This window comes from Curtobacterium sp. WHRI 8282 (genome assembly GCF_040223925.2).
Classification (GTDB): domain Bacteria; phylum Actinomycetota; class Actinomycetes; order Actinomycetales; family Microbacteriaceae; genus Curtobacterium; species Curtobacterium flaccumfaciens.
Genome location: NZ_JBEHCD020000002.1, coordinates 787,750 through 802,606, shown reverse-complemented (window position 1 = coordinate 802,606; position 14,857 = coordinate 787,750). Strand labels below are relative to the sequence as shown.

Sequence of the window (14,857 nt, the reverse complement as noted above, 5' to 3'; positions counted from 1 at the left end):
GGCGGCAGACCGCGGACGGCGACGGAGGGGAGGCCCACATCACCTCTCAGACGGCGCTCGGCTCCGTCATGGAATCAGTCCCGTACTCTTTCCCGGTGACCGTCGAATCCGTCCTGCTCTTCGTCCTCGGCGTGGTCGTCTTCATCATCGGCCTGCTGGTCTCGATCGGACTCCACGAGCTGGGACACCTGTCCTTCGCGAAGCTCTTCAACGTCAAGGTGACGCAGTACTCGCTGGGCTTCGGCAAGGCGATGTGGTCGTTCAAGCGGGGTGAGACCGAGTACGGGATCCGTCCGATCCTGCTCGGTGGGTACATCTCGATGGTCGGCATGCTCAAGCCGCGCGCCTCGGGCCGGGCGAGCGCCATCACGAACACCGGCATGTACGGCGCGTTCGTGCAGGACGCCCGCCAGGCCAGCGCCGAGCAGATCGCGGACTCCGGTGGCGACGACTCCCGTGCCTTCTACCGCCTGACGCCGTGGAAGCGGATCATCGTGATGGTCGCGGGTCCGGCCATGAACCTGGTGATCGGCATCGTGCTGTTCGGTGTCCTGCTGTGCGGGTTCGGGGCGCCGACCACGACCTTCACGTCGAGCGTCGGGTGCGTGCTGCCGAACAGCCGGACGACCGAGTGCTCGCCCGGCGACGCCGTGTCCCCGGCGAAGCAGGCGGGCATCGAGTCCGGCGACGTCGTGCTCTCGGTGAACGGCGAGCAGGACCCCACGATCACCCGCGTCTCCGAGGTCTTCCAGGAGTCCGCCGGTGAGCAGGTCACCGTGGTGGTCGAGCGCGACGGTGCCCGGAAGACCCTCGAGATCACCCCGACGACCGCCACCCGCGACGTCTACGACGCCGAGGGCAATGTCGTCAAGAACGACGACGGCACCACGAAGACCCAGCGTGTCGGCGTGGTCGGCGTCAGCATCGGGCAGTCCCTGGTGCGGCAGTCCCCGGCCGAGGTGCTGCCCGCGACCGGCACCCAGATCGCGGCGTCGGCGCACCTGATCATCGACCTGCCGCAGCGCCTGGTCGCGGTGTGGAACGCCGCGTTCGGCGCCCAGGAGCGGTCGCAGGACAGCCCCGTGTCGGTGGTGGGCGTCGGCCGTGCGATCGGCGAGGTCTCGTCGATGAGCGGTGTCCCCGTGGTCGACAAGGCGTACACGATCCTCGGGCTGCTGGCCTCGCTCAACATCGGCCTGTTCGTGCTGAACATGGTGCCGCTGCTGCCGCTCGACGGCGGACACATCGCCGGTGCGCTCTGGGAGGCGATCAAGCGACGGTCGTTCAAGCTCGTCGGCAAGGCGGACCCGGGGCCCATCGACCTGGCGAAGACGATGCCGCTGACGATGGTGGTCGTGGTTCTGCTGGCGGGCATGAGCGCCCTGCTCATCTACGCCGACATCGTTCGTCCGGTGAACCTCTTCGGGTAGGCCTGCCGAGCCACTACGCTCAGCGCATGAGCACAGCCGCCACGAACCCGCCCGAGGTTCGCGCCGTCGAACGCCAGGGGCTCGACGTCATCGCCGAGTCCGACCGGAAGGGCACGCCGAGGGGGCTGTTCTGGCCGTGGTTCGCCGCCAACATCTCCGTCCTCGGCCTGAGCTACGGCTCCTTCGTCCTCGGCTTCGGCATCTCGCTGGCCCAGGCGACGATCGTCTCGGTGATCGGGGTGGTGTTCTCGTTCCTGCTGTGCGGCGTCGTCGCGATCGCCGGCAAACGCGGGTCCGCGCCGACGATGGTGCTCAGCCGCGCGGCCTTCGGGGTCCGCGGCAACCGGGTGCCGTCGTTCCTCAGCTGGGTCCTCACCGTCGGGTGGGAGACGTCGCTCGCCGCGCTGGCGGTCCTGGCGACCTCGACGGTGTTCACCGAGCTCGGCTGGGACGGCGGGGTGCTGACGAAGATCGTCGCGCTCGTCGTGGTCGCCGCACTGATCGTCGGAGCCGGCATCGCCGGGTTCGACGTCATCATGCGCCTGCAGACCGTGATCACCGTCGTCACCGCCGTGTTGACCGTCGTCTACATCGTGCTCGCCGCGCCGACGATCGACTTCGCAGCGCTCGGTGCCCTGCCGTCCGGCAGCGGGCAGAACGTCATCGGGGCGCTCGTCCTCGTGATGACCGGGTTCGGACTCGGCTGGGTGAACGCCGCCGCTGACTACTCGCGGTACCTGCCACGGAACGCCTCGACGGGCGGCGTCGTCGGCTGGACGACGTTCGGCGGTGCCCTCGCACCGGCGGTCCTCGTGGTGATCGGCGTGATGCTGGCGGGGTCGTCACCGGACCTGAACGACGCGATCGGAGCCGACCCGATCGGCGCGCTCACGACGGTGCTGCCGGTCTGGTTCCTCATCCCGTTCGCGATCGTGGCGATCCTCGGGCTCGTCGGGGGAGCCGTCCTCGACATCTACTCGTCGGGCCTCGCACTGCTGAGCGTCGGTGTGAAGATCTCGCGTCCGGCCGCCGCGGGCGTCGACGGCGTGATCATGGTCGCCGGTGCCGTCTACGTCGCCTTCTTCGCGCAGGACTTCATCTCGCCGTTCCAGGCCTTCCTCGTGACCCTCGGTGTCCCGATCGCCGCGTGGGCCGGGATATTCGTCGCCGACGTCCTGCTCCGTCGACGCGCCTACGCCGAAGCCGAGCTCGACGACCGCCGCGGGCGCTACGGCGACGTCCGGTGGCTGCCCATCGCGCTCGTCGTGCTCGGTACCGTGCTCGGGTGGGGCCTGGTGACGAACACCTACGGCGTCCCGGCCTGGCTCAACTGGCAGGGCTATCTGCTCGGCCCGTTCGGCCTCGGTGGCCGCGAGGGGCCCTGGGCGTACGCGAACCTCGGTGTCCTCGTCGCCCTGGTCGTCGGGTTCCTCGGCACGCTGCTGTTCGCGCGCGGGTCGATCCGCCGTCAGGAAGCACTCGCCACCCCGGACGACCTGCGATGAGCGCGGAGATCCCCGACGACGCCTGGCTCGTCGTGATCGACATGCAGCAGGTCTTCACCGGCGAGAACCCGTGGGCCGCACCGCGGTACGACCACGCCGGCGCCGGCATCGAGCGGCTCCTGCCGCGGTTCACCGGCCGCACGGTCTTCACCCGCTTCGTGGCTCCGGCGCAGCCCGAGGGTGCGTGGGTGCCGTACTACCGGGACTGGCCCTTCGCACTGGTCCCGGACGCCGACCCGCTGTACGCGCTCACCGAGCCGTTCGCGTCGGCGGCAGCGGACCGGAACGACCCCGTCGTGACGGAACCGACCTTCGGCAAGTGGGGGACGAGCCTCCAGGCCGTCGTCGGCGACCACCCGCACCTGGTGCTCACGGGGGTCTCGTCCGACTGCTGCGTGCTGTCGACCGCGCTGGCGGCGGCCGACGCCGGTGCGACGGTGACCGTCGTGGCGGATGCCTGCGCCGGCGGGACCGACGAGGACCACGACCGTGCGCTCGCGGTGATGCGGCTCTACGCCCCGCTCATCACGGTCGTGGACTCGGTCAGGGAGCTCTGAACGGACGCACGGGGACCGGACCCGGCACGGTCAGACCGAGCGCGTAGAGTGCTCACGTGCCCGCAGTCAACCTCGGTATGCCCAAGTCCCCCGAAACCCTCGCTCCGCGTCGCAAGTCGCGGCAGATCCGGGTCGGCAAGGTGCTCGTGGGCGGCGACGCCCCGGTGTCCGTGCAGTCGATGACCACGACGCAGACCACCAACATCAACGCGACGCTGCAGCAGATCGCCGAGCTCACGGCGTCGGGCTGCGACATCGTCCGGGTCGCCGTGCCCACGCAGGACGACGCCGACGCGCTGGCGATCATCGCGAAGAAGTCGCAGATCCCCGTGATCGCCGACATCCACTTCCAGCCGAAGTACGTCTTCCAGGCGATCGACGCCGGCTGTGCAGCCGTCCGCGTCAACCCGGGCAACATCCGCAAGTTCGACGACCAGGTCGGCGCGATCGCCAAGGCCGCCAAGGACGCCGGCGTCTCGCTCCGCATCGGCGTGAACGCGGGGTCGCTCGAGCCGAGCCTGCTGCAGAAGTACGGCAAGGCCACCCCCGAGGCGCTCGTCGAGTCCGCCGTGTGGGAAGCCTCCCTGTTCGAGGAGCACGACTTCCACGACTTCAAGATCTCGGTCAAGCACAACGACCCGATCGTGATGGTCAAGGCCTACCGGCAGCTCGCCGCCGCCGGTGACTGGCCGCTGCACCTCGGCGTGACCGAGGCCGGCCCGGAGTTCCAGGGCACGATCAAGAGCGCCACCGCGTTCGGCATCCTGCTGGCCGAGGGCATCGGCGACACCATCCGCGTGTCGCTCTCCGCCCCGCCCGCGCAAGAGGTCAAGGTCGGCCTGCAGATCCTGCAGTCGCTCAACCTGCGCGAGCGCAAGCTCGAGATCGTCTCCTGCCCGAGCTGCGGTCGCGCGCAGGTCGACGTCTACCAGCTCGCGAACGACGTCACGAAGGGGCTCGAGGGCATGACCGTCCCGCTCCGCGTCGCCGTCATGGGCTGCGTCGTGAACGGCCCGGGCGAGGCGCGCGAGGCCGACCTCGGTGTCGCCTCGGGCAACGGCAAGGGGCAGATCTTCGTCAAGGGCCAGGTCGTCAAGACCGTGCCCGAGGCCGAGATCGTCCAGACGCTCATCGACGAGGCGAACCGCATCGCGGACGAGATGGGTCCGGCCGCCGCCACGGGCACGCCCCAGGTGATCATGGCGCCGTAGGCGCGACCACCGCTCCCTGCCCGCCGCCACTAGGCTTGCCCCGTGGTCACACGGCTTTCGCATCTGTTCCTCCGTACGCTCCGCGACGACCCCTCCGACGCCGAGGTGACGAGCCACAAGCTGCTCGTCCGCGCCGGGTACGTCCGTCGCCAGTCCCCGGGGATCTTCGCCTGGCTGCCGCTCGGACTCCGGGTGCGCGCCAAGATCGAGGCGATCATCCGCGACGAGATGGTCGCCGCCGGCGCGCAGGAGGTCCTGCTGCCGGCGCTGCTGCCGCGTGAGCCGTACGAGGCGACGAACCGCTGGACCGAGTACGGCGACGGCATGTTCCGCCTGCAGGACCGCAAGGGCTCCGACTACCTGCTCGCGCCCACGCACGAGGAGATGTTCGCGCTCCTGGTGAAGGACCTGTACTCGTCGTACAAGGACCTGCCGGTGACGCTGTTCCAGATCCAGGACAAGTACCGCGACGAGGCCCGGCCCCGCGCCGGACTCCTGCGCGGCCGCGAGTTCACCATGAAGGACGCGTACTCGTTCGACCTCACCGACGAGGGCCTCGAGCGCAGCTACCAGGTCATGCGCGACGCGTACGAGAAGATCTTCGCCCGCCTCGGCCTCGACTACGTCATCGTCAAGGCCGACGCCGGCGCGATGGGCGGCTCCAAGTCGGAAGAGTTCCTGCACCCGATCGGCGTCGGCGAGGACACCTTCGTCCGCAGCGCCGGCGGCTACGCGGCCAACGTCGAGGCCTACGTCACCCCCGTTCCCGAGTCGCTGCCGATCGAGGGTCAGCCCGAGCCCGTGCTGCTGCCGGCGTCGGACACCCCGACGATCGACACGCTCGTCGCCCACGCGAACCAGGTGGCGCCGCGCGAGGGCGCCCCGTGGACCGCGGCCGACACGCTGAAGAACGTCGTCCTCGCGCTCACCCACCTCGACGGCACGCGCGAGGTCGTGGTCGTCGGCCTGCCCGGTGACCGCGACGTCGACCTGAAGCGCGCCGAGGTGTCGTTCGCCCCGGCCGAGGTCGAGGCCGCCGGCGACGACGACTTCAAGAAGCACCGCGGCCTGGTGAAGGGCTACATCGGCCCGCAGGTCCTCGGCGCCGACAGCGCCACCGGCCTCCGCTACTTCGTCGACCCCCGTGTGGTCGACGGCACGAGCTGGATCACCGGCGCCAACGAGCGCGGCGTGCACGTCTCCGGCCTCGTCGCCGGCCGTGACTTCGTGGCCGACGGTGTCGTCGAGGTCTCCGACGTCCGCGCCGGTGACCCGTCCCCGGACGGCTCCGGCCCGCTCGAGACCGCGCGCGGCATGGAGATCGGGCACGTGTTCCAGCTCGGTCGGAAGTACGCCGAGGCGCTCGGTCTCAAGGTGCAGGACGAGAACGGCAAGCTCGCCACGGTCACGATGGGCTCGTACGGCATCGGCGTGACCCGCATCCTCGCGATCCTGGCCGAGTCCCACAACGACGAGAAGGGCCTGGTCTGGCCGAAGAACGTCGCGCCGTTCGACGTGCACATCGTCGCCACCGGCCGTGACCAGGTCGCCTACGAGCTGGCGGCCTCCGTCGTCGCCGAGCTCGAGGGCGAGCGATTCGACGTGCTGTACGACGACCGCCCGAAGGTGTCGCCCGGCGTGAAGCTCCGCGATGCCGAACTGCTCGGCATGCCGATCGTCGTCGTCGCCGGCCGCGGCGCCGCCGAGGGCGTCGTCGAGCTGTGGGACCGCGCGACCGGCGACCGCCGCGACGTGCCGGTGGCCGACCTGCTCGACGCGGTCCGCGCGATCTAGACGCGCCCCCTGACGGACGGGCGCGCCCCGCTCAGCGGTGACGCGCCAGCGTCACGCGGGGCGCGCCGACCGAGCCTGCGAGGGAGGGGTGCGACGCCGCCACGGACCTCCTGTCCGTCTCCTGGTTCTGGGGTACGCTTGTGGCCGACTTCTGCGCAGTTCCACCCCGCAGGAGCGACTCATCTGAATACGGAGGCACCTCGGTGAAGATCGATCTCGCAGTCCTGCGACTCATGGAGCGCGAGCGGGAGATCCCGTTCGACGAGCTCGTCCAGATCATCGAATCTGCCATCCTGACCGCCTACCAGAAGCACGCCGACGAGAACGGCGAGCCGGCCCACGCGCAGTCGCGTGTGGAGCTCGACCGCAAGTCCGGCGAGGTCAGCGTCTACGTCCCCGAGCTCGACGACGAGGGCACCGTCATCGGTGAAGCCGTCGACCAGCCGAGCGACTTCGGTCGCATCGCGGCCTTCGCGGCGAAGCAGGTCATCAACCAGCGCCTGCGCGACATTGGTGACGACAAGATCCTCGGCGAGTTCCGCGGCAAGGAAGGCGACATCGTCGCGGGCGTGGTCCAGCAGGGCCCGAACCCGAAGATGGTGCACGTCGACCTCGGCACGATCGAGGCGATCCTGCCACCCGAAGAGCAGGTGCCGGGTGAGTCCTACACGCACGGCTCCCGCATCCGCGTCTACGTGACGAGCGTGGCCCGTGGCAACAAGGGCCCGCAGATCATCGTGTCGCGCACACACCCGGGTCTGGTCCGCAAGCTCTTCGCGCTCGAGGTCCCGGAGATCGCGTCCGGTGTCGTCGAGATCACGTCGCTCGCCCGCGAGGCCGGACACCGCACGAAGATCGCCGTCAAGGCGAACGAGCCCGGCGTGAACGCGAAGGGTGCCTGCATCGGCGAGCTCGGCGCACGTGTCCGGGCCGTCACGAACGAGCTCGGTGCCGAGAAGATCGACATCGTCGACTACTCGTCCGACCTGGCGTCGTTCGTCGCGAGCGCCCTGTCGCCCGCCAAGGTGACGAGCGCGTTCGTTCTCGACGCCTCGACGAAGGCCGTCCGCGCGCTCGTGCCGGACTACCAGCTGTCGCTCGCGATCGGCAAGGAAGGGCAGAACGCCCGCCTCGCCGCGAAGCTCACCGGTGCCCGCATCGACATCCAGCCGGACTCCATCCTGGACGGCGAGGACTAGGACGGTTTCGCTCCCGGCGCGCCCTGCGAGGGCGCGCCGGATCGCGCACGTCCGAGGCAAGGAGTAGAGTGGTTCCCGTCAGAACGTGCATCGGCAGTCGTCGTCGCGCTTCCCGATCCTCCCTCCTCCGAGTCGTCGCCCTGAGCGACGGTCGTGTGGTGGCGGATCCGAAGGCAGTCATGCCGGGGCGGGGAGCATGGCTCACACCGACCGTCGATGCCTACGATCTGGCCGTCAAGCGCAGGGCTTTCCGCCGTGCGCTCCGGTTGGATCGCGATCCCGACACGTCCGCGGTGCTCGACCACATCGTCGGTCTCCCACAGGAACCGGCCGAGCGCCCGGACATGACAGAACAGGCTGAACGGCTTATGGACAACTGATGAGCGGCTCGAAATGAGACCCGTCATCCATTGAGTCCTGCCCCTTCACGGGGTGGGACCCGTGAAGGAGAACAGTGGCTAAACCACGCGTACACGAGATCGCAAGCGAACTCGGCGTCGACAGCAAGACCGCACTCGAGAAGCTCAAGGAGCTCGGCGAGTTCGTCCGGGGTGCCAGCTCGAGCATCGAGCCCCCCGTGGCACGGAAGCTCCGTGCCGCCCTCCAGGCAGACGGCGCCCCCGCGGCGAAGCCCGCCGCCTCGGCCTCCGCGCCGAGCGCACCCGCCAAGGCCAGCGCGCCGAAGTCGAGTGCGCCCAAGCCCGGCGGCCCCCGTCCGGGTCCGGCTCGTCCGGCACCGGCTCCCGAGCCCGAGGCCCCGGCAGCACCCGCTGCCGACGTGCCCGCGCCGGCCGCACCGAAGTCCGTCGCCCAGCGACAGGCCGAGGCCGAGGCCGCGCAGAAGGCCCGCGCCGAGAAGCAGGCCGCTGAGAAGCAGGCCGCCGAGGCTGGCGGGACGACCGAAGCGGCGCCGAAGTCCGACGCCGTGAAGCCGGGCACCAGCCCGAAGGCTCCCGCGGCCGCCGGTCCGAAGCCGGGTGGCCCCAAGCCCGGTGCACGTCCGGGCAACAACCCGTACTCGTCGAACCAGGGCATGGGCTCGCGCCCGCCGCGCCCCGGCAACAACCCGTACTCGTCCAACCAGGGCATGGGCCAGCGCCCGGCCGCCGGCGCAGCCGGTGGCGGTGGCATCCCGCGTCCGCAGCCCCCGCGTCCGGGCACGCCCCGTCCGGGTGCTCCGCGTCCGGGTGGTCCCGGTCAGGGCAACCGTCCCAACGGCTTCGGGCAGCGCCCGGGCCAGGGTGGTGGCCGTGGCGGCCCCGGTGCCCGTCCGGGTGCCGGCGGCGGTGCCGGTGGCGGCTTCCCGCGTCCGGCCTTCAGCGGCCCGCGTCCCGCCGGTGGCGGTGGCCGTGGTCGCGGCCCCGGTGGTGGTACCGCCGGTGCGTTCGGTCGCGGTGGCGGCAAGAGCCGTGCCCGCAAGTCGAAGCGGACGAAGCGCGCCGAGTACGAGATGCGTCAGGCACCGTCGCTCGGCGGTGTGCAGGTCCCTCGCGGCGACGGCAACACGGTCGTCCGACTCCGTCGTGGTGCGAGCATCTCGGACTTCGCGGACAAGATCGACGCCATGCCCGGCAACCTTGTGACGGTGCTGTTCCACCTCGGTGAGATGGCGACCGCGACCGAGTCGCTGGACGAGGCCACGTTCGAGGTCCTCGGTGACGAGCTGGGCTACAAGATCCAGATCGTCTCGCCCGAGGACGAGGACAAGGAGCTCCTCGAGGGCTTCGACATCGACCTCGACGCAGAACTCGAGGACGAAGACGACGACGTGCTGCAGCAGCGGCCGCCGGTGGTCACCGTCATGGGTCACGTCGACCACGGCAAGACCCGCCTCCTCGACGCGATCCGCAACTCGAAGGTCGTCGAGGGCGAGGCCGGTGGCATCACCCAGCACATCGGTGCGTACCAGATCGTCGCGCAGCACGAGGGCATCGACCGCCCGATCACCTTCATCGACACCCCGGGTCACGAGGCCTTCACGGCCATGCGTGCTCGTGGTGCCCAGGTGACGGACATCGCGATCCTCGTGGTCGCGGCGGACGACGGCATCATGCCCCAGACCATCGAGGCGTTGAACCACGCGCAGTCGGCCGGTGTGCCGATCGTCGTCGCGGTCAACAAGATCGACAAGGAAGGCGCGAACCCCGCCAAGGTCCGCCAGCAGCTCACCGAGTACAACCTGGTGGCCGAGGAGTACGGCGGCGACGTCATGTTCGTCGATGTGTCGGCGCGGCAGAACATCGGTATCCAGGAGCTCCTGGACGCCGTGCTGCTCACCGCGGACGCCGGTCTCGACCTGCGTGCGAACCCCGACAAGGACGCCCGTGGTGTCGCGATCGAGGCCCGGCTCGACAAGGGTCGCGGTGCAGTCGCCACGGTCCTCATCCAGTCCGGCACGCTCCACGTCGGTGACGCCATCGTGGCGGGCACGGCCTACGGCCGAGTCCGTGCGATGACGGACGAGAACGGGGTCGCGGTCAAGGCCGCGACGCCGAGCCGCCCGGTCCAGGTGCAGGGTCTGTCGTCGGTGCCCCGCGCCGGTGACACCTTCCTCGTCACCGAAGAGGACCGCACGGCTCGTCAGATCGCCGAGAAGCGTGAAGCCGCCGAGCGCAACGCCCTGCTGGCGAAGTCGCGCAAGCGCATCTCGCTCGAGGACTTCACCCGTGCGCTCGAAGAGGGCAAGGTCGAGTCGCTCAACCTCATCATCAAGGGTGACGTCTCCGGTGCCGTCGAGGCACTCGAGCAGTCGCTCCTGGACATCGAGGTCGACGACAGCGTCCAGCTCCGCATCCTGCACCGCGGTGTCGGTGCGATCACGGAGTCGGACATCGATCTCGCCACGATCGACAACGCCATCGTCATCGGCTTCAACGTCCGTCCGGACGTCAAGGCCCGTGAACGTGCGGCGCGTGAAGGCATCGACGTGCGCTTCTACTCGGTCATCTACAACGCACTCGACGACATCGAGCAGTCCCTCAAGGGCATGCTCAAGCCCGAGTACGAAGAGGTCCAGTCGGGCGTCGCCGAGATCCGCGAGGTGTTCCGTTCCTCGAAGTTCGGCAACATCGCGGGTGTCATCGTCCGCTCCGGCACGATCACGCGCAACGCCAAGGCGCGCGTCATCCGCGAGGGTGTGGTGATCGCCGATGGCCTGGCCATCGAGTCGCTGCGTCGCTTCAAGGACGACGTGACCGAGGTCCGCACGGACTTCGAAGCCGGTATCGGTCTGGGCAAGTTCAATGACATCCAGATCGGCGACGAGGTCGAGACGACCGAACTCGTCGAGAAGCCGCGCGACTGATCGCGTGACTCCTCTGGGCCCCGGCCTCCCCGTGTGGGAGGCCGGGGCCCGACCCCTTTCCCACGCAGGACCACCGGCGGGAAGCGTCCCGCCACTGCCTCAGGAGGCACCCAATGGCCGATCCGCAGCGCGCACGCAAGATGGCGGACCGCATCAAGGAAGTCGTCGCACGTCGACTCGACAAGGGTCTGCGGGACCCGCGACTCGGGTTCGTCACGATCACCGACGTCCGTGTGACCGGTGACCTGCAGCACGCGTCGATCTTCTACACCGTGTACGGCACCGACGAAGAGCGTGCGGACTCCGCCGCGGCGCTCAAGGCCGCGACCGGCATGCTCCGGTCCGAGGTCGGCAAGAACATCACCGCGCGGCTCACGCCGTCGCTCGAGTTCATCGCCGATGCCCTGCCCGAGACCTCAGCGCACATGGAGGACCTGCTCGTGCAGGCCCAGGTGCGTGACGAGCAGGTGCGGGCAGCCTCGGTCGGCGCGACGTACGCCGGCGACGCCGACCCGTACAAGCGCGACGAGGACGACGACACCGACGACGCCGCCGAGACCGACGGCTCCGCCGAGCCGCGTTCCTAAATCCCGGGCAGCTGGTAGCCGCTCGCGTCGTCCCCGACGGCCAGTCCGTCACGCAGGAGCGACGCGAGCGCCCGGTCGCGCTGGTCGGCGTCCGGCCACACCGGTTCGATCTCGGACCGGGTGACCGGCACGTCGCTGGCGCGCAGCTCGGCCATGATCAGGCCACGCACCTGGCGGTCACTGCCGGCGAACCTCGCCTGCCGCGGAGCCCGCGGCCCGTCGTGCTCCGGGTACCCGGCCGCACGCCACGCGCAGCGGTCCGCGATCGGGCACGCATCGCACGCGGGGGAGCGGGACACGCACACGAGCGCGCCGAGCTCCATCACGGCCGCGTTCGTGGCAGCTGCGTCGTCGCGGTCCGCCGGCAGCACGGACTCCATCAGCGGGAGGTCCTGCTTCGCCTTCGCCGGCCCGGGTTCGCCCTGGCCGAGGACGGCACGAGCGAGCACACGGCGCACGTTGACGTCCACGACCGGGTGCCGGTCGCCGTACGCGAAGACCGCGACGGCCCGCGCGGTGTAGTCGCCGATGCCCGGCAGTGCGAGCAGCGCGTCGACGTCGCGCGGCACGACGTTGCCGTGGTGGGTCGCGATCGCGGTCGCCGCCGCGTGGAGCGCGAGCGCGCGTCTCGGGTAGCCGAGCCGATCCCAGGCGCGCACCGCCTCGGAGGGCGGCGAGTCCGCGAGGTCGCGAGGCGTCGGCCACCGGGTGAGCCACGCCTCCAGACGGGGGATCACGCGCGCGACCTGCGTCTGCTGCAGCATGATCTCGCTGACGAGCGTCCCCCACGCGGGGAAGCCGGGGCGGCGCCACGGCAGGTCCCGCGCCTGCTGCCGGAACCACGCGATCAGCGGGGTCGCGATGTCGGGCCGTTCCGGCGTGGCCGGCTCCTGCACACCGCGTCGCGCGGTCGGTTTGTCCACATCCGGTCTGGAGGCCCGACTCGCGTTCACCTCGACAGCCTACGGTGGACGCATGGCACGCTGGGCACCCGAAGAGACCGACACGATGGCTGCGATCGCCGCAGAGGCGATTGCGCAGGTCGGCACGAACCGCACCGTCATCGGCGTCGACGGGCAGGACGGCACCGACCTCGAACGGGTCGCGGCCGCGCTCGTCACCGGTTTCGAGCAGCACGGGGTCTCCGCGATGGCGGCCGCCGCGCCGTCCGCCGACCAGGACACGCTGCGGTCCGACCTGGTGACGCCCTTCCGCACGACCGGAGCCGGTGACGGTGTCCTGATCGTGCACGGACGGGGCGTCCTGGCCCCCGGGGTGCGCACCCTGTGGCGCTGGTCGCTGTGGGTGGAGCAGGAGTCCGGTCGGCTCGAGCGCCGCGCCGACGTGAAGATCGCAGCCTCCGCCGTGCTCGACGTCACCGATCCCGAGCACCCCCGCCGCGAGTGGAACGACGCCTGCTGACCGGCGCTGGTAATCTCGCCTGGTGCTCGAAACCGCGCCGGACGGCATCCTCCTCGTCGACAAACCGCAGGGGATCTCCAGCCACCGGGTGGTCTCCATCGCCCGACGGCGCCTCGGCCTGAAGAAAGTCGGCCACGCCGGGACCCTCGACCCCATGGCCACCGGGCTGCTGCTGCTCGGCATCGGGCCGTCCACCCGGTTGCTGACGCACCTGGTGGGCCTCGACAAGACCTACACCGCGACCATCCGGCTCGGCGTCTCGACGGACTCCGACGACGCCGACGGCACGCCGACCGCTGCTGTCGGTGTGGCCGCTGCCGACGTCTCGGACGACGCCGTCGAGACCGCCGTCGCAGCACAGCGGGGCGTGATCGACCAGGTCCCGTCCACGGTCAGTGCGATCAAGGTCGACGGGCGCCGCGCCTACGACCTGGCGCGCAAGGGCGAGGCGGTGGAGCTCAAGTCCCGCACGGTGACCGTCTCGCAGTTCGACGTGACGACGCGGAACGAGCGGACCGTCGCCGTCGACGGCACCGACGTCGCCGTGGTGGACCTCGACGTCGTCGTGACCTGCTCGTCGGGCACCTACGTCCGCGCGCTCGCCCGTGACGTCGGCGCTGCCCTCGGCACCGGGGCACACCTCGTCGCGCTCCGGCGGACCCGCGTCGGACCGTTCGACGTGCAGGACGCCGTCGACCTCGAAGACGACGCCGTCGACGTCCGCGCCGCGCTCGCACGTCCGGCGGACATCGCCCGGCGACTCTTCTCGTCCGTGACCCTCGACGCAGCCTCGGCGAAGGACCTCACCGACGGCAAGCGCGTCGCGGCCGAGCACCCCGACTCGGACGGTCCGGTGGCAGCGGTCACCGCGTCCGACGACCGGTTGGTCGGCCTCGTCTCCGTCCGCCGTGGACTGCTCCGGGTCATCACGAACTTCCCGACGCCCGGTGCGTCGTCCTCCTCGCAGACCGGAGCCCGCGCGTGATCGAGTGGTTCATGTGGGTGCAGCTGGTGCTCGCCGTGGTGGTGGGGCTCTTCGCGGTCGTCGTGGGGTTCATCGGCTGGAAGCCGAACGACTACACCGTCGGCGCCCTCGTGCTCATCGAACTGCTGCTCCTGGTGCAGGGCGTCATCTCGATCGTGCTGCCGGCGACGGGCAGTCCGCCCGACGGCAACGCGCTCGAGTTCGGGGTGTACGCCGTGTCGGTGCTGCTCGTCCCACCGGCCGCGGTCGTGTGGGCACTGATCGACCGCACGAAGTGGAGCACCGTGGTGCTCGGTGCCGGTGCCTTCACCGTCGCGGTGATGGTCTACCGGATGTACCAGATCTGGTTCGCGCTGAACTGACGCCGGAGGTCATGCGCGGAGCCGCGCGTCGGTAGAATCGGTGCAATGGCGACCAGATCCTCACTCGCGACCGGCATCGGCCGCGTCCTCATCGCCGTGTACGGCATCCTCGCGCTGGCGGCGACCGGACGCAGCGTCGTGCAGATCATCGAGAAGTTCTCGTTCGCACCGTTCGCCTACACGCTCAGTGCCATCGCTGCCGTCGTCTACATCGTCGCGATGATCGCCCTCATCGTGCCCGGTCGGTTCTGGTACCGGGTCGCCTGCGTCACGATCGTGTTCGAGATGACCGGCGTGCTCGTCATCGGCACCCTGTCGCTGTTCGACCGCCAGCTGTTCCCCGACGACACCATCTGGTCGTACTACGGCATGGGCTACGCCTTCGCGCCGCTCGTGCTGCCGATCGCCGGGCTCTGGTGGCTCCGCAAGCACCACCGCACCGCCGTCACCGAGTCGACGGCACCGGCTGCGTCCTCGTCCACCGCCCCGGCGAGCGAGTAG

14 protein-coding genes are annotated in these 14,857 nt (G+C 70.2%); 13 read left to right on the top strand and 1 reads right to left on the bottom strand.

The window, feature by feature from the left end; translation table 11 throughout:
• Positions 1 to 95 precede the first annotated feature (95 nt).
• From ABRP24_RS10045 to rbfA, 9 genes are all read left to right on the top strand, one after another.
• On the top strand, positions 96 to 1,430 hold the full coding sequence (locus tag ABRP24_RS10045; protein WP_349848672.1) for a site-2 protease family protein: 1,335 nt from the start codon (positions 96 to 98) through the stop codon (positions 1,428 to 1,430).
• 26 nt (positions 1,431 to 1,456) lie between these two features.
• A complete protein-coding gene (locus ABRP24_RS10040; RefSeq protein WP_214561459.1) occupies positions 1,457 to 2,935 on the top strand; it encodes a cytosine permease in 1,479 nt (492 codons plus the stop codon).
• Positions 2,932 to 3,492, top strand: coding sequence for a cysteine hydrolase (locus tag ABRP24_RS10035; protein ID WP_349848670.1), 561 nt, complete (start codon positions 2,932 to 2,934; stop codon positions 3,490 to 3,492). The genes ABRP24_RS10040 and ABRP24_RS10035 overlap by 4 nt, the downstream gene beginning before the upstream one ends.
• 56 nt (positions 3,493 to 3,548) lie before the next feature.
• Positions 3,549 to 4,703 (top strand): flavodoxin-dependent (E)-4-hydroxy-3-methylbut-2-enyl-diphosphate synthase, encoded by a 1,155-nt coding sequence (gene ispG, locus ABRP24_RS10030; RefSeq protein ID WP_173034028.1) that lies wholly within the window; start codon positions 3,549 to 3,551, stop codon positions 4,701 to 4,703.
• 42 nt (positions 4,704 to 4,745) lie between these two features.
• On the top strand, positions 4,746 to 6,497 hold the full coding sequence (locus ABRP24_RS10025) for a proline--tRNA ligase (RefSeq protein ID WP_027465763.1): 1,752 nt from the start codon (positions 4,746 to 4,748) through the stop codon (positions 6,495 to 6,497).
• 203 nt (positions 6,498 to 6,700) lie between these two features.
• A complete protein-coding gene (gene nusA / locus ABRP24_RS10020; RefSeq protein WP_027465762.1) occupies positions 6,701 to 7,696 on the top strand; it encodes a transcription termination factor NusA in 996 nt (331 codons plus the stop codon).
• Positions 7,697 to 7,764: 68 nt separating this feature from the next.
• The gene (locus tag ABRP24_RS10015) at positions 7,765 to 8,076 is read left to right on the top strand and encodes a YlxR family protein (RefSeq protein WP_031259737.1); all 312 of its coding nucleotides are present in this window, start codon (positions 7,765 to 7,767) and stop codon (positions 8,074 to 8,076) included.
• A gap of 74 nt (positions 8,077 to 8,150) precedes the next feature.
• Positions 8,151 to 11,000 (top strand): translation initiation factor IF-2, encoded by a 2,850-nt coding sequence (gene infB / locus ABRP24_RS10010; RefSeq protein ID WP_138803585.1) that lies wholly within the window; start codon positions 8,151 to 8,153, stop codon positions 10,998 to 11,000.
• A 113-nt stretch (positions 11,001 to 11,113) separates the two neighbouring features.
• A complete protein-coding gene (rbfA, locus tag ABRP24_RS10005; RefSeq protein WP_071244776.1) occupies positions 11,114 to 11,587 on the top strand; it encodes a 30S ribosome-binding factor RbfA in 474 nt (157 codons plus the stop codon).
• On the opposite strand, the gene ABRP24_RS10000 is transcribed toward rbfA, so the two are convergent.
• Positions 11,584 to 12,510, bottom strand: a complete 927-nt coding sequence (locus tag ABRP24_RS10000) for an A/G-specific adenine glycosylase (protein WP_371836749.1) — start codon at positions 12,508 to 12,510, stop codon at positions 11,584 to 11,586. The two genes, rbfA and ABRP24_RS10000, sit on opposite strands and share 4 nt — an antisense overlap.
• 52 nt (positions 12,511 to 12,562) lie before the next feature.
• Here ABRP24_RS10000 and ABRP24_RS09995 point away from each other — a divergent pair, with 52 nt between their 5' ends.
• The 4 genes from ABRP24_RS09995 to ABRP24_RS09980 are packed head-to-tail and all read left to right on the top strand — an operon-like array spanning position 12,563 to position 14,857.
• Positions 12,563 to 13,009, top strand: coding sequence for a hypothetical protein (locus ABRP24_RS09995; RefSeq protein ID WP_051596740.1), 447 nt, complete (start codon positions 12,563 to 12,565; stop codon positions 13,007 to 13,009).
• A gap of 22 nt (positions 13,010 to 13,031) precedes the next feature.
• Entirely contained in the window at positions 13,032 to 13,994 is a 963-nt protein-coding gene (truB, locus tag ABRP24_RS09990; RefSeq protein WP_301565445.1) for a tRNA pseudouridine(55) synthase TruB, read from the top strand.
• Positions 13,991 to 14,356, top strand: coding sequence for a hypothetical protein (locus tag ABRP24_RS09985; RefSeq protein ID WP_017887160.1), 366 nt, complete (start codon positions 13,991 to 13,993; stop codon positions 14,354 to 14,356). The genes truB and ABRP24_RS09985 overlap by 4 nt, the downstream gene beginning before the upstream one ends.
• Before the next feature lie 45 nt (positions 14,357 to 14,401).
• Complete coding sequence (locus ABRP24_RS09980) at positions 14,402 to 14,857, top strand: hypothetical protein (protein WP_027465756.1); 456 nt, start codon at positions 14,402 to 14,404, stop codon at positions 14,855 to 14,857.